Origin of the sequence: Caproicibacterium sp. BJN0003, from assembly GCF_026314295.1 — a bacterium.
In the GTDB taxonomy this organism is placed as follows: domain Bacteria; phylum Bacillota; class Clostridia; order Oscillospirales; family Acutalibacteraceae; genus Caproicibacterium.
This window is the reverse complement of the sequence record NZ_CP111108.1, coordinates 1,777,829-1,795,261: the sequence shown is the minus strand read 5'-3', so window position 1 is coordinate 1,795,261 and position 17,433 is coordinate 1,777,829. Positions and strand designations below refer to the sequence as shown.

At 53.7% G+C, this 17,433-nt stretch carries 23 protein-coding genes and 1 pseudogene; 18 read left to right on the top strand and 6 right to left on the bottom strand.

Features of this window, described 5'->3' with window-relative positions:
- Positions 1–24: 24 nt before the first annotated feature.
- The 6 genes from OP489_RS08875 to OP489_RS08850 all read right to left on the bottom strand — a co-directional run bounded on the left by OP489_RS08875 (position 25) and on the right by OP489_RS08850 (position 4,758).
- On the bottom strand, positions 25–1,230 hold the full coding sequence (locus OP489_RS08875) for a DUF438 domain-containing protein (protein WP_266161620.1): 1,206 nt from the start codon (positions 1,228–1,230) through the stop codon (positions 25–27).
- Positions 1,227–1,466: a DUF1858 domain-containing protein gene (locus OP489_RS08870; protein ID WP_266161619.1), complete on the bottom strand. Its 240-nt coding sequence runs from the start codon at positions 1,464–1,466 to the stop codon at positions 1,227–1,229. The genes OP489_RS08875 and OP489_RS08870 overlap by 4 nt, the downstream gene beginning before the upstream one ends.
- Positions 1,456–2,163, bottom strand: coding sequence for an iron-sulfur cluster repair di-iron protein (ric, locus tag OP489_RS08865; RefSeq protein ID WP_266161618.1), 708 nt, complete (start codon positions 2,161–2,163; stop codon positions 1,456–1,458). Before ric ends, OP489_RS08870 begins: the two co-directional genes overlap by 11 nt.
- A gap of 91 nt (positions 2,164–2,254) precedes the next feature.
- On the bottom strand, positions 2,255–2,986 hold the full coding sequence (locus OP489_RS08860) for a Crp/Fnr family transcriptional regulator (RefSeq protein ID WP_266161616.1): 732 nt from the start codon (positions 2,984–2,986) through the stop codon (positions 2,255–2,257).
- A gap of 136 nt (positions 2,987–3,122) precedes the next feature.
- On the bottom strand, positions 3,123–3,407 hold the full coding sequence (locus tag OP489_RS08855; protein ID WP_266161614.1) for a GNAT family N-acetyltransferase: 285 nt from the start codon (positions 3,405–3,407) through the stop codon (positions 3,123–3,125).
- 160 nt (positions 3,408–3,567) lie between these two features.
- Positions 3,568–4,758 (bottom strand): anaerobic nitric oxide reductase flavorubredoxin, encoded by a 1,191-nt coding sequence (locus OP489_RS08850; protein ID WP_266161612.1) that lies wholly within the window; start codon positions 4,756–4,758, stop codon positions 3,568–3,570.
- Positions 4,759–5,068: 310 nt separating this feature from the next.
- Here OP489_RS08850 and OP489_RS08845 point away from each other — a divergent pair, with 310 nt between their 5' ends.
- The 18 genes and pseudogenes from OP489_RS08845 to OP489_RS08760 all read left to right on the top strand — a co-directional run bounded on the left by OP489_RS08845 (position 5,069) and on the right by OP489_RS08760 (position 17,386).
- On the top strand, positions 5,069–5,572 hold the full coding sequence (locus tag OP489_RS08845) for a MarR family transcriptional regulator (protein ID WP_266163515.1): 504 nt from the start codon (positions 5,069–5,071) through the stop codon (positions 5,570–5,572).
- On the top strand, positions 5,569–6,387 hold the full coding sequence (locus OP489_RS08840) for an MFS transporter (protein ID WP_266161610.1): 819 nt from the start codon (positions 5,569–5,571) through the stop codon (positions 6,385–6,387). The genes OP489_RS08845 and OP489_RS08840 overlap by 4 nt, the downstream gene beginning before the upstream one ends.
- Positions 6,384–6,977: an MFS transporter gene (locus OP489_RS08835; RefSeq protein WP_266161608.1), complete on the top strand. Its 594-nt coding sequence runs from the start codon at positions 6,384–6,386 to the stop codon at positions 6,975–6,977. The genes OP489_RS08840 and OP489_RS08835 overlap by 4 nt, the downstream gene beginning before the upstream one ends.
- 106 nt (positions 6,978–7,083) lie before the next feature.
- The gene (locus OP489_RS08830; RefSeq protein ID WP_416232445.1) at positions 7,084–8,550 is read left to right on the top strand and encodes a DNA primase family protein; all 1,467 of its coding nucleotides are present in this window, start codon (positions 7,084–7,086) and stop codon (positions 8,548–8,550) included.
- A gap of 155 nt (positions 8,551–8,705) precedes the next feature.
- A complete protein-coding gene (locus OP489_RS08825) occupies positions 8,706–8,921 on the top strand; it encodes a YozE family protein (RefSeq protein WP_266161606.1) in 216 nt (71 codons plus the stop codon).
- A complete protein-coding gene (locus tag OP489_RS08820; protein WP_266161605.1) occupies positions 8,891–9,178 on the top strand; it encodes a VRR-NUC domain-containing protein in 288 nt (95 codons plus the stop codon). Before OP489_RS08825 ends, OP489_RS08820 begins: the two co-directional genes overlap by 31 nt.
- Entirely contained in the window at positions 9,175–9,669 is a 495-nt protein-coding gene (locus OP489_RS08815; RefSeq protein WP_266161603.1) for an HNH endonuclease, read from the top strand. The genes OP489_RS08820 and OP489_RS08815 overlap by 4 nt, the downstream gene beginning before the upstream one ends.
- Positions 9,666–11,035: pseudogene (locus tag OP489_RS08810) on the top strand (SNF2-related protein). The gene OP489_RS08815 and the pseudogene OP489_RS08810 overlap by 4 nt, the downstream one beginning before the upstream one ends.
- Before the next feature lie 55 nt (positions 11,036–11,090).
- Positions 11,091–11,552: a hypothetical protein gene (locus OP489_RS08805; protein WP_266161601.1), complete on the top strand. Its 462-nt coding sequence runs from the start codon at positions 11,091–11,093 to the stop codon at positions 11,550–11,552.
- Positions 11,553–11,678: 126 nt separating this feature from the next.
- On the top strand, positions 11,679–12,038 hold the full coding sequence (locus OP489_RS08800) for an HNH endonuclease (RefSeq protein WP_266161599.1): 360 nt from the start codon (positions 11,679–11,681) through the stop codon (positions 12,036–12,038).
- A gap of 113 nt (positions 12,039–12,151) precedes the next feature.
- On the top strand, positions 12,152–12,703 hold the full coding sequence (locus OP489_RS08795) for a P27 family phage terminase small subunit (protein ID WP_266161598.1): 552 nt from the start codon (positions 12,152–12,154) through the stop codon (positions 12,701–12,703).
- A 3-nt stretch (positions 12,704–12,706) separates the two neighbouring features.
- Positions 12,707–13,951 (top strand): site-specific DNA-methyltransferase, encoded by a 1,245-nt coding sequence (locus OP489_RS08790; RefSeq protein ID WP_266161597.1) that lies wholly within the window; start codon positions 12,707–12,709, stop codon positions 13,949–13,951.
- Between the two features lie 117 nt (positions 13,952–14,068).
- Positions 14,069–14,761, top strand: a complete 693-nt coding sequence (locus OP489_RS08785) for a virulence protein (protein ID WP_266161596.1) — start codon at positions 14,069–14,071, stop codon at positions 14,759–14,761.
- Entirely contained in the window at positions 14,748–14,978 is a 231-nt protein-coding gene (locus OP489_RS08780) for a DUF4314 domain-containing protein (RefSeq protein WP_266161595.1), read from the top strand. Before OP489_RS08785 ends, OP489_RS08780 begins: the two co-directional genes overlap by 14 nt.
- The gene (locus tag OP489_RS08775) at positions 14,971–15,144 is read left to right on the top strand and encodes a DUF5049 domain-containing protein (RefSeq protein ID WP_266161593.1); all 174 of its coding nucleotides are present in this window, start codon (positions 14,971–14,973) and stop codon (positions 15,142–15,144) included. Before OP489_RS08780 ends, OP489_RS08775 begins: the two co-directional genes overlap by 8 nt.
- A 111-nt stretch (positions 15,145–15,255) precedes the next feature.
- Positions 15,256–15,435, top strand: coding sequence for a hypothetical protein (locus OP489_RS08770; protein WP_266161592.1), 180 nt, complete (start codon positions 15,256–15,258; stop codon positions 15,433–15,435).
- Between the two features lie 14 nt (positions 15,436–15,449).
- Positions 15,450–15,674, top strand: coding sequence for a hypothetical protein (locus OP489_RS08765; protein ID WP_266161591.1), 225 nt, complete (start codon positions 15,450–15,452; stop codon positions 15,672–15,674).
- Positions 15,675–15,784: 110 nt separating this feature from the next.
- The gene (locus tag OP489_RS08760; protein ID WP_266163514.1) at positions 15,785–17,386 is read left to right on the top strand and encodes a terminase large subunit; all 1,602 of its coding nucleotides are present in this window, start codon (positions 15,785–15,787) and stop codon (positions 17,384–17,386) included.
- Positions 17,387–17,433: the final 47 nt, after the last annotated feature.

Sequence of the window (17,433 nt, the reverse complement as noted above, 5' to 3'; positions counted from 1 at the left end):
TCGCCTTTCCTCCTGATTCATGTCTCACTCCGAAACCAGACGCTTTTCCCCTTTGATCGCCTGAATAGGCCGGATATTCTGCGTCACTTCCAGCACGCCGAGATATTCGCCCGCGTCGCTGTGGACGGCAAAATACCGGATGAGGATATATTTTTCGCCCGCGTCGATCCAGAAATCCTCGTGATCCTTCCGGCCGGCCTTGAAATCCTCCACGAGCTTTTCGACGATATGCACGCTTGCCGGGGGGTGGCAGTTGGCGACCTTCCGGCCGATTACGGCTTTTGTGCGGGGAAAGATGCGCTCCGCGCCCCGCGAAAAGTATTTTACTGTGTCGTCCTTGTCCACAAAGGTGATGTCGATGGGCAGGGTGTCAAGCATCCGGACAAGTTCCTCGATTTTCAGCGCGCCGGTCGGCAGCGTGACGACGCCGGGCGAGGCTGCTTCCTGACGCGCGGTTTGCTCCGCTTCGCCTTTCGCGGCCGGAGCCCAAGAAGGCACATGATCGATCAGGCAATACCCGAGCTCGCCGCTCTCGTCGGCGATGCGCTTCCATTCGTCCTGCGTCAGATTTTCAAGCAGCATGGGGAGCAGGATATTTTCTTCCTTGAAGATCATCTCGGTGATCTTATTGAGAAGCGCCCCGATCGGTTCCCGGAGCTGCGCGGCGTCTTGCCCTTTGAGCTTTTTATTGATCTCCTTAAGCTGCGCGCGAATCTCGTCGTCCACGCCCCACATAACCTTGGGCGGGGCCGTGATGCCGTACTGCTCCAGATAGGGAAAGATCAGGTTTTCCTTCTTCAGATAGTGGCGGTCGATTTCGGCCAGCCGCTCGAGTCCATCGGATATCCTCTTTTCCGCGTCGCCGCCGGGCAGCCGGGCAAGCTGCTCCCGGATCTCCCCGATCAGCTTTTCAACGGCCCGGTTCTCGCGCTTGAGGGTGTTGGCCGGATGACCCGGAATCTCTGCGGGGTCGGTCGGTCGGTGGATCTCCTCAATGGAGCCCTTGAACACCGCCGCGTGGACGTCGCACAGGCGCTGCACCTCGGAAACCGGCAGGCCGTTTGCGATCAGACCCTGCTCCGCCTGCGCGATCTCCTCGGCGGAAACCCCGTCGAACACGGCGGCAAACCGGCCTTTTACCTCTTCTACGCTTGCCCCGTTATGCAGTTGCGTGATCAGTTCCTTCAGAACCTTCTGACGGTATTCCCGGTTGTTGATCTCTTCGCTCATTTGGCATCCCCCTTTACTTGATAACCGTGCGCTGCAAAAGCCCGTTTTACCGTTTCAAGGTCGATTTTTTTCAGCGCCGCGCCCTTCGGAATGGTCATGAACCGGCCCGCCGTCGCCAGCATGCCGGGCTTGGTAATATCTTGAAAGCCGACTTCCTCCAATATTTTAGCAATTCCCGGATCGGCCGCGCATAATTCATAGACCGTCTTTTTGAGGTCGAGAATCTTATCTTCCATCTTCCGCCGCCTCCCCCTGAGGAAAATTAAAATTCTTCATGAGAATATTATTCTCCAGATGGATATGCCGGTGCAGGTCGTTCTCAAGCTCCGGAAGCAGCGCATAAACCTTTCGGTAGCTTTCACACGCGTCGGAAGGAACCGTAAAATCGACGGTCACACGGTGAAGCTCCCGAAGCAGCTTTCCCGCGGCCTCATGCTCGCCTATGATATCGGCGGCGAGGTCCCTCGTCGCTTTCTCCGGTGTGCCGGGCTTCGCAAGCGCGGGGAACAGTATCGTTTCCTCCTTGACAAGGTGCTGTTCGAGATCGGTTTTCAGCCGTCCGAACAGCCGATAAACTTCAAAAAGTTCCCGATGGTTTCTCCCGTGGGCACGGAGTACCGCGAGCGTCAGTTGACCGATCTCCGGCAGCGCCCGGCGAAGGTAATCGTGGTGCGTGTCCTCGATATAGGCGCAGAGGACGGCCGGGCTCATGGCGTTAAAGTCCGCGCCTTTCTCCCGTCTTTCTCCGTTTGTCCGCTCCGCTTCGAGCAGCCCGGAGAATTGCTCCGGGCCGACATGCTTTTCGGCGAGCGCTGCCGCAAGCGGTCTTTTCCCGCCGCAGCAGAAGTCAATGCCGAACCTTTGGAAAACCGGCAGGGCTTCCGGCATGGTTGCCGCTATACTGCCGACCGTCGCGTTCTTTTCAAATATCATAGAAAATTCCCTCCGTCCTGTCTTTCGATTTCATCATTATTGTAACAGGGAGCGGAAGGAATGTATGTGATTGCAATCAAACTTTCAGTTTTTAGGAAGGAACGCCCGCCGACAGCTCCAACGCGCCATGATCGAGCACCAGAATGCTCTTATTGCTGACGGAACGGATGACGCCCTCGCTCTCCAGTTGGCCGAGCTTCCGGCTCACGGTTTCGCGGGTGATCCCCAGGTAATTGGCCATGCCTTCGCGGCTCAGCGGCAGGCGGATCAGGATACCCTCCGGCACGGCCGTCCCGTATTTGTCGGCAAAACCAAGAAGCAGCGTGCTGATTCGGTTGTCCACGTTGCGCACGCCCATGCTTTGCAGCGCGCTCTCCATGTGCGACATGCGCTCTTCCAACGCCTCGATGATTTTTATCGCAATATCGGGATATGCGTGAAGCAATTTATAAAAGTCGCCTTTTATAAACAGGCAGGCCTTGACCGGCTCCAGCGCTTCTGTCGTGTAGGCGGCCGTCTGCCTGTCGAACAGGTTCCTCTCCCCGAAAAAGTCCCCTTCCGAAAACACATAAAGGATCTGTTCCCGACCGTCCGGTGTGATTTTGAACGCCTTGACGCTGCCCTCATTGACGATCACTAAGGTGTCGGGACTGTCCCCCTCGGAAAAAAGCGTCTCCCCTTTTCTGTATTCTCTGTGATGAATCAAGGATGCGATATGGATGAGGTCGTCCTGTTCCAAAAATGAAAAAATCGGCACCTTATGGACGCAGAGCTTTTCTATGCATTCTTCTCCACAGTGGACGCGGTCTGCCAATTCCATCATCCCCTTTCATAAAATATCATTTACCTATATTTTATCGGAAGGAGCGTCAAAGTCAAGCTAAAGAAAAAGCAGGCGAACGCGCTTTCGCCTGCTTCAATGGATGAAATACCCCGCGTCCAGGGCACTGCCGCACAAATCAGGATTTATGGTCGGAATATACATCCGCAAATTCCGGATGCCCGGAAAACCAATGTATCGCATAGGGGCAAGTTGGGTATGCCTTCTTTCCGGTTTTCCTCAACTCCTGTGCAACTGCCAGAAGGAGCTCACCGGCAACCCCCTGACCTCGCAGAGAATCATCGACAAAAGTGTGCTTGATCTCGACCAGGTCCTTCGAAACGGGTGGAAACGTCACTTCCGCAACAGTTTTTCCGGCTTCGTCGTTGATATAGATTCTGCTTTCAGAATAATTCAACTTCATTTTCCGTTCCCCTTTTCCGATTTATGGAACATCTGCACCGCAAAATCCGGTCGAGGCCGATCCCGCGTCGGTTTTCCATTGGACCGCCGAATTTGGAACGGATCCCCCCGCGGGGGAATCCCGTGTGCCGAAGGCCCCATCCTCGCTTATTACTTTGAGTTCAGAGGGCTTCCGCAAACTGTTTGCCGTACTCCCTGCAGGCGGCGAGCTCCGCTTCGTCCGGGATCCACAAGGCTCGGTGGCCTTCGTTCACTACCTCGAAGTCGCCGTCGCCGAGGGCCTTGGTCAACTGCTTGACCGCCTCGCCGCTCCAGCCGTAGCTGCCGAACGCGGCCGCTTTCTTCTTTTTGAATTTCAGCCCCCTCATCATCTCCATGATCCCGCCGATGGAAAAGAGATACCCGTTGTTGATGGTCGGGGAGCCGACCAGAACGGCCTTGGAACGGAACACCTCGGTAACGACGTCGTTCTTGTCCCGTTTGGCGGTATTCATCAGCTTGACCTTCACGGCGGGGTCAGCCTGCCGGATGCCGTCGGCGATGGCCTCTGCCATTTTGCGCGTCGAGTTCCACATCGTATCATAGACCAGCGTGATCTGGTTTTCCTGATAGCTGTCGGCCCATTTCAGATACTGCTCGACGATCCGGGCGGGGTTGTCCCTCCAGATCACCCCGTGGCTCGGGCAGATCATGCTGAGCGGCAGATTCAGCCCCAGAACCTCATGAATCTTCTTCGTCACGAACGCGCTGAACGGCGTCAGGATGTTGGCGTAATATTTGAGCGCCTCAGCGAGAAGCTCGCCCTGATCCACCGTGTCGTTATACAGCGACTCGGTCGCGTAGTGCTGGCCGAAGGCGTCGTTGCTGAACAGGACGTTCTCGCCCGTCAGATAGGAAAACATGGTGTCCGGCCAGTGGAGCATGGGGGCCTCGACAAAGATTAGCTTGCTGTCGCCGAGGTCAAGGGTATCGCCGGTTTTGACGGTGACGAAATTCCACTCCGGATGATGATAATGTCCCTGAATGATCTTTTTACCGTTCGCCGTGCAGTAGATCGGTTTATCAGGGATCTCGCGCATCAGCTCGGGCAGGGCGCCGCTGTGGTCGATCTCATTGTGGTTCATCACGATGTAGTCGATGCTTTTCAGATCGATCTCCTGTTTAAGCCGGGCGACAAACTCCTTGTCGAACGGCTGCCACACCGTATCGATCAGGGCGGTCTTCCGATCCCGCACGAGATAGGAGTTGTAGGAGGAACCCCTGTGCGTCGAATATTCGTTGCCGTGAAATTTTTTGAGCTCCCAGTCGATCTTCCCGACCCAGCTCACTTTATCCGTTAATTTCTTGCCCATAGTAAAAACCTCCCTTTTATTTATCCCTAATTGTCTATTTTACCACCTTTTTTACGATTGTCTGTGATTTGAATCAAAAACGGACAGAATGGAACGACCCTATTCCGGTTCATCACTTACTTATGGTCCGCAAAGCGTCACATCAAAGAATTCCCGCTATGCCAAAACCAGCAGGATTTGCAAACCATGTGCCGCACGTTCATCCTGTGAGTCTCAATCAATGGGATTGACATCCTTCATAAAAAAGAATAAGCTGACTTAAAGTAATTACTAAAAATAAGTTTATGGGAAGGAAGGGTTCTTCGTGAATATGGAGATCTTGCAGCAACTTCTGGACGCTTGCTTTTATGGAAAACAGATCACGGAATTGATGCCGTCTTTACCAAAAAAGCTGAAACCGCGTCATATGTCTGTAATCGGAATCATTCACGCTCTTCAGGAGAAGCAGAATTGTGTCCGTGTCAGCGACGTCAGCCATGCGCTTCGTATTACGCCCCCCAGCATAACAAAGCTGATCAATGAGCTTACCGATTACGGCATAGTAGAAAAGCACGCGCACACGGAGGATAAACGTACCTTAACGCTGACGCTTACGGAATTGGGGATGGAATATTTTACGGTATATGTTTTGAACTGTCATAAAGAATTGGTCCAGATCCTTGAACCCATACAGGAAGAAGACTGTGCAATCGCGATCAAAACAATGGAAAAAATGTACCGGCTGATGAAGGCCCACCCCATACAGATTGAAAGGTCGGAACGCATCGACAGAAAAAAGCCGCTGATACAGGATGGGGAGGATAAAGTGCAGTGAACGGCGAGAAAGATAAAATCAAAAAAAATTTGCTCATCACCATTATTTCGCTGGTAGCGATCAGTTTCATGGGGGTTGTGTCGGAAACCTCATTGAACATCGCCTATCCAGCTCTTATGAATCAATTTCAGGTTTCCGCGTCAACCATTCAGTGGCTGACTACCGGTTATCTGCTGGTGTTGTCCATCTCGATTCCGATCTCGCCCTTCCTGGTAAAAAAGTTCCCGACAAAACGGCTGCTACAGGCGGCTGTCCTCACTTTTTTCGTAGGGACTTTGGCCGGAGCATGTGCCCCGAATTTCTCCGTATTGCTGCTGGGCAGATTGGTTATGGCCGTGGGAACCGGTATTTCCCTGCCCCTGCTGACCAATATCGTTCTGGAAAAAGCGCCCTTCCAGCAAAGGGGCTTTTTGCTGGGCCTCGTTGTGATGGTCACAACCGTTGCCCCTACCGTCGGCCCCATTTTCGGGGGAATCGTTATGGAATATCTGAACTGGCACTGGTTATTCCTGTTCCTTCTCCCGCTTATTCTCTTTTCCTTGATAGCGGGAAGTCTAACCGTCAAGGATATCCGCAAGGGTGAAAAGCCGGTGATCGATCTTTTATCGGTATTCCTTTCCGTCATCGCTCTGTCAGGCATTGTCCTTGCGTTCAGTATCTCCGGCGATTGGGGCTGGGATTACCGGACATGGATCATCCTTATCATCGGCGTCGGCTGCCTGCTGCCTTTTGTATGGCGCCAGTTACGGCTGGAGGTGCCTTTGATTCAAGTCCGTGTTTTTCGGTACCGGCGTTCACAACGGGAATCGGCATGATTATGATCTCTCAGATGAACGTATTGGCATTGGGATTCCTGCTTCCGATCTTTTTACAGAACGGCGTCGGCAGTTCCAGCCTGACGGCTGCGCTTATTCTGCTCCCCGGAGCGGCGGCAAACGCCGTTATGAGTCTTTGGGTAGGCTCTCTGCTGAAAAAGCACCGTGCCACGACCTTTTTTCTCGCCGGTTATCTTCTTCAAAGTGTCATGCTTATTGTTTTCTTGAAGGCGGCTTATACGGTTGGCATGGTTATATGCTTCTACCTCGCCTTTATGTTTGGCGCGGGGCTGATCGTTGTGGCGGCTCAGACAAATGCTCTCAATCGGCTTTCTGCGGAAAACAATGCGGACGGCTCCGCGATCATGAACACCCTGCAGCAAACGGGTGGCGCGATCGGCACGGCGCTGGCATCCAGCTTTTTGACTCCCAGCGTCAGCCGGGCCTTGTCAAACGGTTTGACCAAGGAACAGGCTTATGCTGATGGGCTTCGCGGGAGCCTCGGCTTTTTCCTCGGTCTAACTATCTTCGGATTGGTTTTGGCTTTGCTATCGCGAAAAGGCAAATATATTCTTGGAAATCACGAATGAAATGCTGGATTGTTCTCGACAATAAAAGCGGGTGTACTTTTTCACGATACCTAAACTCTTTCACGTTTCCTAAATCTTTTCACAAAAGGTAGGAGGACAGGGTAGAGTGGTTGCATTATTTCACGATAGGGTTTCAAAAAACAAAAAAGGCCGCCCCGAAAGGCGGCCTAAATTTCATATAAAACGCAAAAAAGCCCAGCAACGCTGGACTTTTTCACACATCAACATTGTATCAATATTGACGTTTCCTTATGAACTTACCCGACGCCAATTGGAGGAAGCCGCGAAGGATATGCACGAGGCGATGAAAGCCCTGACGGACTGCGGCGCTCAAGGAATCCTCGATACAACTTCAAAGGCCAAGGCCGAGGCCCTGTTCAATGATACGCAGGCTGAAGCCTACACTGCCTTCCTCGCAGCAAAGGCATATCAGTCCTTTGCAATCCGCCGCCGTGATTCCAAGAATATCACCGCGACGCTGAAGGAAGTGCACCCCATGTTGGAGATTTCGCCTCGTGATCTGGATGCCGACTGCTTTCTCCTCAGCACCCCGGCCGCAACCTATGATCTCCGCAAAGGTATCGCTGGAGCGAGGGAACATTCCCCGGAGGACTATATCACCAAGATCACGTCCGTTTCACCCAGCAGTAAAGGCGAACAGCTCTGGCGGGATAGCATGAACCTAATCTTCTGCAAGAATCAAGAGCTCATCAACTATGTCCAGATGATCTGCGGACTGGCCGCTATCGGGAAGGTCTTTGTGGAAGCTCTCATCATCTCTTACGGCTGCGGGCGGAACGGCAAATCGACCTTTTGGAATGCTGTCTCCCGTGTGCTGGGCCTTTACAGCGGCAACATCTCTGCCGATACGCTGACGGTCGGCTGCCGAAGGAATATCAAGCCAGAAATGGCGGAGGTCAAAGGCAAGCGTCTGCTGATTGCGGCGGAAATGCAGGAAGGCGCAAGGCTTAACGACTCGACCGTCAAGCAACTCTGCTCCACCGACGACGTATTTGCGGAGAAAAAGTACAAGGACCCGTTCAGCTTCACGCCCTGCCATACACTGGTCCTCTACACCAACCATCTGCCGAAGGTCAGCGCTTCCGATGACGGCATCTGGCGCAGGCTGATCGTCATCCCGTTCTACGCCAAGATCGAAGGTACCAGCGACATCAAGAATTACGGCGAGTATCTTTACAACAACGCCGGTGAAAGCATCCTCACTTGGATCATCGAGGGTGCCCAGAAGGTCATCGCGCTTGACTATAAAATCCCGGTCCCGGCATGCGTGCAGAAAGCGATTGCGGAGTACCGGTCGCAGAACGACTGGTTTGGCCATTTTCTTGAGGACAAATGCGAGCTTGATGCCGGTTTCAGAGAGAACTCCGGTGCCTTATATCAGGCGTACCGTAACTACAGCATTGACACAAACGAGTACGTTCGCAGCACCGCAGATTTCTATTTTGCACTGGAGAATGCGGGCTATAAACGAGTCGTCAGTAAAAATAAGCGTTATTTTAAAGGCTTAAGACTGAAAAAAGACGACGGGGATTTTGAGGATTTTCTGGCATAAGGGCTTAAAGGGTTAACCTCTACGACCTCTCTGACTGGAACTTTTCTTAGAGCTATAAAAAATCATATAAGAAAAAGTCTATGCAGAGACATCGGAGAGGTTAACCCAGCCACATTATGACCTGACGAAAAGGAGTAAAATATGCAGTTTAATACATGGCTCAAGAAAAATATATCAATGAGCACTCTCCCAAGGGCGACCTTGCCCGTGATGTAAAATCTGACGGCTTCTATTTTCCGAAGCAGGGCCGCCATGACAAAGTTCGAAAGTACCTCGTTTGCCGTAACGCTTGCGAAGCATGCCTTGATACTTTTGAGGAATGCTGGAAGGAATATGAAGAATGCGAGAAAAACAGATTGAAGCAAAACTAACACAGGCGGCAAAGATGCTGGGCGGCATCGCGCCGAAGCTCGTATGCCCAGGCTTTGACGGGATGCCAGACCGAATTGTACTTTTACCGGGTGGCCACATAGCTTTCGTGGAAGTAAAGGCTCCCGGAAAAGTCCCGCGTCCGCTGCAGGAAGCCAGACACCGGATGCTGCGGAAGCTGGGCTTCAAGGTTTACGTGCTTGACGATACTGGTCAGATTGCAAAAATGCTTGCAGAAATTGGATGTGATGCCCGATGATGAGGACCTATAGATGCGACTGGTGTGGAGAAGAATTTAGACGGCTGGAATGTTACATGAAAGGGAAAAAACACGCTTTTTGTTCTCGTCAGTGTCTTGCGGATTTTAGCAATAAGAGCAAAAACCCAGCCGGATATGCGGAATTAAAGGATTACACAAATATGGCAGCCAATTTCTCTGCTTTAGCAAAAAGCAGGAATCCGACAAGAATGACACCAGCGGTCAGAAAAAAGCTGAGAGTCTCACATCTTGGAAAAGGCAAATGCGACGGTTACTCAAAAATATATGGTAAGCCCGCTCACAGAGTTATTGCAGAGCAGATACTGGGCAGGCCGCTTTTGGCGGGTGAAGTCGTCCACCACAGGGACGGCAACAAAAGAAACAACTCACCTGAGAATATAGTTGTTTTCCCTTCCCAGAGTGCCCATGCAAAGCACCACGCCGAGTTGCGGTGGTTTATCAACGAAATTGAAGGAGGTGATGCCGAATGAAGTTCATACCACATAAGTATCAGAGATATGCTATCAATTATATCGAAAACCATCCTATTTCTGCTGTTCTTCTCGATATGGGCCTCGGCTGAGTAAGACGAGCATCACGCTGACCGCCCTGAACGACCTGCTGTTTGACAGCTTTGAAGCCCACCGCGTTCTGGTCATCGCACCTCTTCGTGTGGCCCGCGACACTTGGCCTTCGGAGCTTCAGAAATGGGACCACCTGTCGCTGCTGACCTACTCCGTTGCTGTTGGCAATGAAACTGAACGAAAAACGGCGCTGCAGAAGCCCGCCGACATTTACATCATCAACCGTGAAAATGTCCAATGGCTCATCGAAAGCAGTGGCGTTTCCTTCGACTTCGATACCGTCGTGGTGGACGAGCTGTCGTCCTTCAAAAGCTATCAGGCAAAACGTTTCCGGGCGTTAATGAAGGTCCGCCCGCGCGTCCGCCGCATCGTGGGACTGACCGGCACCCCTTCCGCGAACGGACTTATGGATTTGTGGGCCGAATACCGGCTTCTGGACATGGGTCAGCGCCTTGGCCGTTTCATTGGGCAGTATCGCACCAATTACTTCATGCCGGATAAGCGGAATGGCCAGATCATTTATTCCTATAAGCCGCTGCCCGGCGCGGAAGCCGAGATATACCGCCGCATTTCGGATATTACGATCTCCATGAAGTCCACGGATCACCTCAAGATGCCAAAACTCATCAGCGCCGAGTGCGAAGTCCGCCTCTCGGACGACGAGCAGAAACGGTATGACGATCTGAAGGAAGATCTGGTTCTGCAGCTTCCGGGCGGCGACATTACAGCAGCAAACGCGGCATCCCTCTCCGGAAAGCTGTGCCAGATGGCTAACGGCGCTGTTTATTCTGACACCGGCGATGTCGTTCACATTCATGACCGCAAGCTGGACGCGTTGGAGGATCTAATCGAAGCGGCAAACGGGAAGCCCGTTCTGGTGGCCTACTGGTTCAAGCATGATCTCGCCAGAATATTCGAGCGGTTGCACAAGCTCCATATCCCGTTCTCCTGCCTTGACACGTCCGACAGCATCCGCAGGTGGAACAACGGCGAGTTGCCTGTAGCCCTTGTGCATCCCGCCTCTGCCGGGCATGGGCTGAACCTGCAAAGCGGCGGCTCCACACTCATCTGGTTCGGGTTGACCTGGTCGCTGGAGCTGTACCAGCAAACCAACGCCCGTCTGTGGAGACAGGGCCAGACTGCCGACACCGTTGTGATCCAGCACATCATTACAAAGGGAACCATTGACGGCCGCATCCTGAAGGCCCTCTCGCAGAAGGACAGTACGCAGGTAGCCCTGATCAACGCCGTGAAAGCGGATCTGAAAATCTAAAGACAATCCGTGCCAATCCGAGTGGATTCCAATTTATCATGACGGAGGTGCGGTTATGCAGATAGCATGGAAATACCTAAACAAACGGGCTGCCGCCTTGGACGCGCTCAAGGACTACGGCAGCATGCAATTCATTCTGGAACACACGGACGACGACATCCGGGCGGAGCACGAAAAGATGGAAAGTATCCGCAGCCCCGGCTTTGACGGGATGCCCCACGTCCACAATCCGCAGGCCGGTGAGCAACGCATCTTGAACGGCATCGAGGAGATCGACGTTCTGAAGGAACGCTACCGGCAGGCACTGGAATACATGGCGTGGTTCCAGCCAGCATGGGAAAACCTGACTGAGGACGAGCAGTATGTGCTGCGGGAGTTTTATATGTGTGACGAGGGAAAGCAGATTGACTCGGTTTACGACATCTGCGAGCATTTTCACATTGAGCGGTCCTCCGCGTACAACAAGAAGAACCGCGCGCTCGACCGGCTGTCCACATTGCTCTATGGCAAACGTTGAGTAATATCGCGGACGACTTTCGCGGCTGGCCAGTATATACTGGTAGCATAGAAAGTTGTAAAACAACAAAGTCTTCACGGGGACAAACCCGTGGGGACTTTTGTTTTGCCCGGAAAGGAGGCAGCCATGCCGCACAAACCTTTGACGCCCTGCCGCTATCCCGGCTGCCCAAAGCTGGTACCCGGCCGTTACTGTGAGGAACACCAAAAGCTCATCAACAAGCAATACGAACAGTACGAACGCGATCCCGTTGAAAAGAAACGGTACGGCCGAGCGTGGAAACGCATCCGTGACAGATATATCTCCCAGCATTCTTTGTGCGAGGAATGTCTGAAGCATGGCGTCTACACGCCAGCGACCGAGGTGCATCATCGCCTGCCACTCTCACATGGTGGAACCCACGTTGATAGTAACCTCGAAGCCTTATGCCATGAATGTCATTCGAGAATCACTGCAAAGATGGGTGACCGTTGGCATGACCGGTAGGGGCGGTCGAAATCTCTGCGCCAATCGTGTTGGGGAGCGGTCGTGGGGTCACGTTCGCTAAAACGCAGAATCAAACGGCATATTGACCTCGCTGAGGAAGGAGAAATTGCCGCATGGCCAAAGATGGTACAAACCGTGGCGGCGCAAGAGCCGGGGCCGGGGCAAAACGGAAGCCGCTGGCGGATAAAATTGCGGACGGCAATCCGGGCAAGCACCCACTCACCGTTATGGAATTCAAAAACGCTGCGGACCTGCGCGGTCAGGATATGCCGGAGCCAAAAGAGATGCTCTCGGCGGTCCAGAAAAATGGCAAGGCTCTGCCCGCAGCCGAGATTTACAAATCCGTCTGGCAGTGGCTGTCGGACCGAGGCTGTGCGCACCTCGTTCCTCCGGATACCATCGAACGCTACGCCATGAGCGCGGCCCGCTGGATTCAGTGCGAGGAGGCCATCACGGAATACGGTTTTCTCGCAAAACACCCCACCACCGGCAACGCCATCGCCTCGCCCTACGTCACGATGGCAAACAGCTTCAAGAGCCAGACCCGCGCGGACTGGGCCGAGATTTTTCAGATCGTAAAGGAAAACTGCGCTGCCGGTTACAGCGGCGACAATCCGCAGGACGACCTGATGGAGCGCCTGCTCACGGCGCGGAAAGGAAAATAACCAATGGCGAATACAGAACGCTTTGAAAAAGTGGATATCGACAAGCTGGTGCCTTATGCCCGGAATGCCCGCACCCACAGCAAAGAGCAGATTGCACAGCTTCGGTCCAGTCTCCGGGAGTTCGGCTTTGTCTCTCCCGTAATCATCGACAGCGATTACAATATCATCGCCGGGCACGGCCGTGTGGCCGCCGCCAAGGAGGAAGGCTATAGAACGGTTCCCTGTGTATTTGCGGAGAACCTGACCGAAGCGCAGAAACGCGCCTACATCCTCGCGGACAACCGCCTCGCCATGAACGCGGGCTGGGATGAGGAAATGCTGGCGGTCGAGTTATCTGATCTGCAGGCCGATGCCTTCGATGTCTCTCTGCTCGGTTTTACCGACGCGGAGCTGAACAATCTCTCCGGCGCGGCGGAGAACGTGAAAGAGGACGGCTTCGACGTCGACGAGGAATTGAAGAAACCCGCCGTTACAAAGCCCGGTGACCTGTGGCTGCTCGGCAATCACCGCCTCGTCTGCGGTGACAGCACAAAGGCGGACACCTACGCTCTCCTGATGGACGGGAAGCTCGCCAACCTCACAGTGACCGACCCGCCCTACAACGTGAACTACGAGGGCAGCGCCGGGAAAATCCAGAACGACAACATGGCGGACGACAAGTTCTATCAGTTCCTGTTCGACGCCTTCACCAATACAGAAAAGGCGATGGCACAGGATGCATCCATCTATGTATTCCATGCCGACACCGAAGGGCTGAACTTCCGCAGAGCCTTCTCGGATGCCGGTTTTTATTTGTCCGGCACCTGCATCTGGAAGAAGCAGTCTCTGGTCCTCGGCCGCTCGCCCTATCAGTGGCAGCATGAGCCGATCCTGTTCGGTTGGAAGAAATCCGGCAAGCACGAATGGTATTCCGACCGGAAACAGTCCACCATCTGGGAATTCGACAAGCCCAAGAAGAATGCAGACCACCCGACCATGAAGCCGGTGGCAATGCTGGCCTATGCAATTCTCAACTCCAGCATGTCGAACTGCATCGTGCTCGACCCCTTCGGCGGCAGCGGCTCCACGCTCATCGCCTGCGAGCAGACCGGGCGTATTTGCGACATGATCGAGCTTGACGAAAAATACTGCGACGTCATCGTAAAGCGGTACATCGAGCAGGCCGGAAACGCGGATAGCGTGTACCTCATCCGCAACGGCGAGAAGCAGGCTTATTCCGAACTCGCCACGGAAGCCACCGCGTCATAATCTACACAAAAAATTTGGCTACAGTTTGTCAAATAATCAGCCCGTAAATGACTTGCTATTCCACAGCTTTAGAGTGATGTATATGACTACCAGAACAAAGAAAGGTGGTCAAACCCCATGAAAATCAACTACAACGTAACAGGCGAACAGCGCAAGGAACTGGTCAAAGCAATTGGAGTCATTCTACAGGTCAAGCCGTTATACATGAAGATGCCGACCTGCGCTTACAAAATCGGCGACATCACGGTCGATAAAGAAGGCACCCTCATCTGTGAGGACGACGCCAATGCCGAACGGATCGCACACAACCTAATCGCGGACGGCTTCACCGCCGCCGATAATGCCACGGAGTCCGCAGCCGAAGAAGCTGCTCCCACCGAGGAAGTCGAAGCGCCGGACAGCCTCACAATTTCGATGCCAAAGAACGGCTTCACCGACGAGGCTATCGCCAACTTAAAGCTCTTGGTCGAAAGTAAAGCGACGCTCATCAAAAAAGCTCTGGGCGCAGAGGGCCTGCCGATTACGGTTGAGGACGACAAGATTTCCTTCCCATGGTTTTCGGGCTTCCCGGCACCGGAAGAAATCAGCGCCTACGCCAAGTTCATCGGTAGGCTCTGCGGCATGGCCAAAACCCAGAATCGCGTCACCGCCAAGGACAAGACGGTCGACAATGACAAGTACGCCTTCCGCTGCTTCCTCCTGCGGTTGGGCTTCATCGGGGCCGAGTACAAGGCCGACCGAAAAATCCTGCTGAAGAACCTGACCGGGTCCTCGGCTTTCAAAGGAGGCGCTCCCGATGCTGATGAATAAAAAACTGCTGGCGCACCTCCGGGAAACTTACCCGGCCGGGACCCGTGTGGAGCTTGTGCGGATGGACGACGTACAGGCTCCGCCCATCGGCACCAAAGGCACCGTGTACGGAGTCGATGACACCGGCTCCATGCTGGTGAACTGGGACAACGGCTCCGGGCTGAACGTGGTCTACGGCGTCGATTCCTGCCGAAAGCTCGGTGATTGCCATGACTGACAAGCTCAGAGAGCAGATTCTCGCCATCCGCGACACCGGCGAGACGAACATGTTTGATACCGCCCGCGTCCAGCGCATGGCCTATGATCGCGGCTTCTATGAACTGGTCCTCTTTCTGGAGGAGCACAAAAAGGAATACGCTCACTTCATTCTGACCGGTGAGTAATACACACTTTTCCCCGCCAAGGTTTGTGTACTATATATCGCCTGAATCGCTTGCTATTACAGGGCTTCAGAGTGATATATGTACATACCAAAACGAAAGGAGCACACCACCATGACAGAAAAACAGATGAAGCAGATCCAAAACCAACTTCCGAAGGGCGAGAAAATCAACCGCTGCTACAGAGCTTTTGAAGGCGACATCCGGGTGATCACCCGCAAGCCGGACGGCAGCGAGGTCCGCTACACCGTGAGCTTCGACGCCGACGACAACGCAACAATCAGGAAATTTTAAGGAGGCAAGCGGCCATGTGGTCAGAAGGAAGCATTAAAATCGGCAGCGACATTTTTCGTTACTGGGTCAAGCACTACGATGATGGTTCGCAGTACGGCATCGACAAGGGCCGCATCTCCAAGCTGACGCTGAAGCGGAACGGTGAGACGGTTTGCAACTACGACCGGGGCTGGGACATCGAGCCCGCCGACGAAAGCACCGCGACCGCCCTTGCCATTCTGATGAAGGATTACAACTGAACCGCAGCCGGGAGTCTGGGCCGGAAGGCCCTGTCTCTCGTTATCTATAGATTTTTGCGAGGCTGCTTCGGCAGTCTTTTTTCATGCCAGCTAAAAGGAGGCGACGGCATATACGGAAGCTCAGAAAATACAAACCAACCAGGTTCATGGCAAAGGGTTCCTACTACGACAAAGACTCTGCCGACTATGCCGTCAGCTTTATCGAAAGCCTGCGGCACACCAAGGGCCGGTGGTACCGGGAGCCGTTCGAGCTTATCGACTGGCAGGAACAAATCGTCCGGGATGTGTTTGGCGTTCTGAAGCCCAACGGCTACCGGCAGTTTAATACCGCCTATGTAGAAATCCCGAAGAAGATGGGCAAAAGCGAACTCGCCGCCGCCATCGCGCTGCTGCTCACCTGCGGCGACGGTGAGGAACGCGCCGAGGTCTACGGCTGCGCCGCCGATCACAACCAGGCGTCCATCGTTTTCAATGTCGCCGCCGATATGGTCCGCATGTGCCCGGCACTCTCAAAGCGCGTTAAAATCCTCGACTCCAAAAAGCGCCTCATCTATCAGCCGACCAGCAGTTTCTATCAGGTACTCTCGGCGGACGTGGCAAACAAGCACGGTTTCAACACTCATGGCGTTATCTTTGACGAACTGCACACCCAACCGAACCGAAAGCTCTACGACGTCATGACGAAAGGCTCCGGCGACGCCCGGATGCAACCGCTTTATTTTCTCATCACAACGGCCGGGGACAACCAGAACAGCATCTGCTGGGAAGTCCATGAAAAAGCAAAGGACATCATTAAAGGCAGGAAGCACGACTCCACCTTCTACCCGGTCATTTACGGAGCCGGCCAAGACGACGACTGGACCGACCCGAAGGTATGGAAAAAAGCAAACCCGTCGCTCGGCATCACGGTTGGTATTGACAAAGTCCGCGACGCTTGCGAATCCGCCCGGCAGAATCCCGCCGAAGAAAACGCCTTTCGTCAGCTCCGACTGAACCAGTGGGTAAAGCAGTCTATCCGCTGGATGCCGATGGAAAAATGGGACGTCTGCGCTTTCCCGGTCGACCCGAAGTCGCTGGAAGGCCGCGTCTGCTACGGCGGCTTGGACCTTTCCTCCACTACGGATATCACGGCGTTCGTGCTGGTGTTTCCTCCGGAGGACGAGAAGGACAAATACAACATCATGCCATTCTTCTGGATACCGGAGGAAAACGTGGACCTCCGCGTAAAACGGGATCACGTCAACTATGATCTGTGGAAACAGCAGGGATATCTTCAGACGACTGAAGGCAATGTGGTTCACTACGGATTTATCGAGAGCTTCATTGAAAAACTCGGCACCCGCTACAACATTCGCGAGATCGCCTTTGACCGCTGGGGCGCGACGCAAATGGTTCAGAACCTTGAGGGCCTTGGCTTGACCGTCGTTCCATTCGGTCAGGGCTTCAAAGATATGAGCCCGCCGACCAAGGAGCTCATGCGGCTAACGCTGGCTGGGCAGATCGCGCACGGAGGCCACCCGGTACTCCGCTGGATGATGGACAACATCTTCATCCGCACGGACCCGGCCGGAAACATCAAACCGGACAAGGAAAAATCCACGGAAAAGATCGACGGCGCGGTCGCCACGATTATGGCATTGGATAGAGCAATAAGATGTGGCATCGCAAGTGGAAACTCCGTTTACGACGAGCGCGGCATCCTTTCCTTTTAACCGTTGCATCTCCTCGGAGGTGCTTTTTTCATGCGAATTTACAGGAG

What these genes read in the sequence shown, in the direction of transcription:
- OP489_RS08780 (WP_266161595.1), top strand. Translation starts at nt 14,748, where the DNA reads ATGCTGATGAATAAAAAACTGCTGGCGCACCTCCGGGAAACTTACCCG.
- OP489_RS08805 (WP_266161601.1), top strand. Translation starts at nt 11,091, where the DNA reads ATGCAGATAGCATGGAAATACCTAAACAAACGGGCTGCCGCCTTGGAC.
- OP489_RS08875 (WP_266161620.1), bottom strand. Translation starts at nt 1,230, where the DNA reads ATGAGCGAAGAGATCAACAACCGGGAATACCGTCAGAAGGTTCTGAAG.
- OP489_RS08845 (WP_266163515.1), top strand. Translation starts at nt 5,069, where the DNA reads ATGGAGATCTTGCAGCAACTTCTGGACGCTTGCTTTTATGGAAAACAG.
- OP489_RS08870 (WP_266161619.1), bottom strand. Translation starts at nt 1,466, where the DNA reads ATGGAAGATAAGATTCTCGACCTCAAAAAGACGGTCTATGAATTATGC.
- ric (WP_266161618.1), bottom strand. Translation starts at nt 2,163, where the DNA reads ATGATATTTGAAAAGAACGCGACGGTCGGCAGTATAGCGGCAACCATG.
- OP489_RS08765 (WP_266161591.1), top strand. Translation starts at nt 15,450, where the DNA reads ATGTGGTCAGAAGGAAGCATTAAAATCGGCAGCGACATTTTTCGTTAC.
- OP489_RS08835 (WP_266161608.1), top strand. Translation starts at nt 6,384, where the DNA reads ATGATTATGATCTCTCAGATGAACGTATTGGCATTGGGATTCCTGCTT.
- OP489_RS08770 (WP_266161592.1), top strand. Translation starts at nt 15,256, where the DNA reads ATGACAGAAAAACAGATGAAGCAGATCCAAAACCAACTTCCGAAGGGC.
- OP489_RS08790 (WP_266161597.1), top strand. Translation starts at nt 12,707, where the DNA reads ATGGCGAATACAGAACGCTTTGAAAAAGTGGATATCGACAAGCTGGTG.
- OP489_RS08775 (WP_266161593.1), top strand. Translation starts at nt 14,971, where the DNA reads ATGACTGACAAGCTCAGAGAGCAGATTCTCGCCATCCGCGACACCGGC.
- OP489_RS08820 (WP_266161605.1), top strand. Translation starts at nt 8,891, where the DNA reads ATGCGAGAAAAACAGATTGAAGCAAAACTAACACAGGCGGCAAAGATG.
- OP489_RS08825 (WP_266161606.1), top strand. Translation starts at nt 8,706, where the DNA reads ATGGCTCAAGAAAAATATATCAATGAGCACTCTCCCAAGGGCGACCTT.
- OP489_RS08860 (WP_266161616.1), bottom strand. Translation starts at nt 2,986, where the DNA reads ATGATGGAATTGGCAGACCGCGTCCACTGTGGAGAAGAATGCATAGAA.
- OP489_RS08785 (WP_266161596.1), top strand. Translation starts at nt 14,069, where the DNA reads ATGAAAATCAACTACAACGTAACAGGCGAACAGCGCAAGGAACTGGTC.
- OP489_RS08815 (WP_266161603.1), top strand. Translation starts at nt 9,175, where the DNA reads ATGATGAGGACCTATAGATGCGACTGGTGTGGAGAAGAATTTAGACGG.
- OP489_RS08795 (WP_266161598.1), top strand. Translation starts at nt 12,152, where the DNA reads ATGGCCAAAGATGGTACAAACCGTGGCGGCGCAAGAGCCGGGGCCGGG.
- OP489_RS08800 (WP_266161599.1), top strand. Translation starts at nt 11,679, where the DNA reads ATGCCGCACAAACCTTTGACGCCCTGCCGCTATCCCGGCTGCCCAAAG.
- OP489_RS08850 (WP_266161612.1), bottom strand. Translation starts at nt 4,758, where the DNA reads ATGGGCAAGAAATTAACGGATAAAGTGAGCTGGGTCGGGAAGATCGAC.
- OP489_RS08855 (WP_266161614.1), bottom strand. Translation starts at nt 3,407, where the DNA reads ATGAAGTTGAATTATTCTGAAAGCAGAATCTATATCAACGACGAAGCC.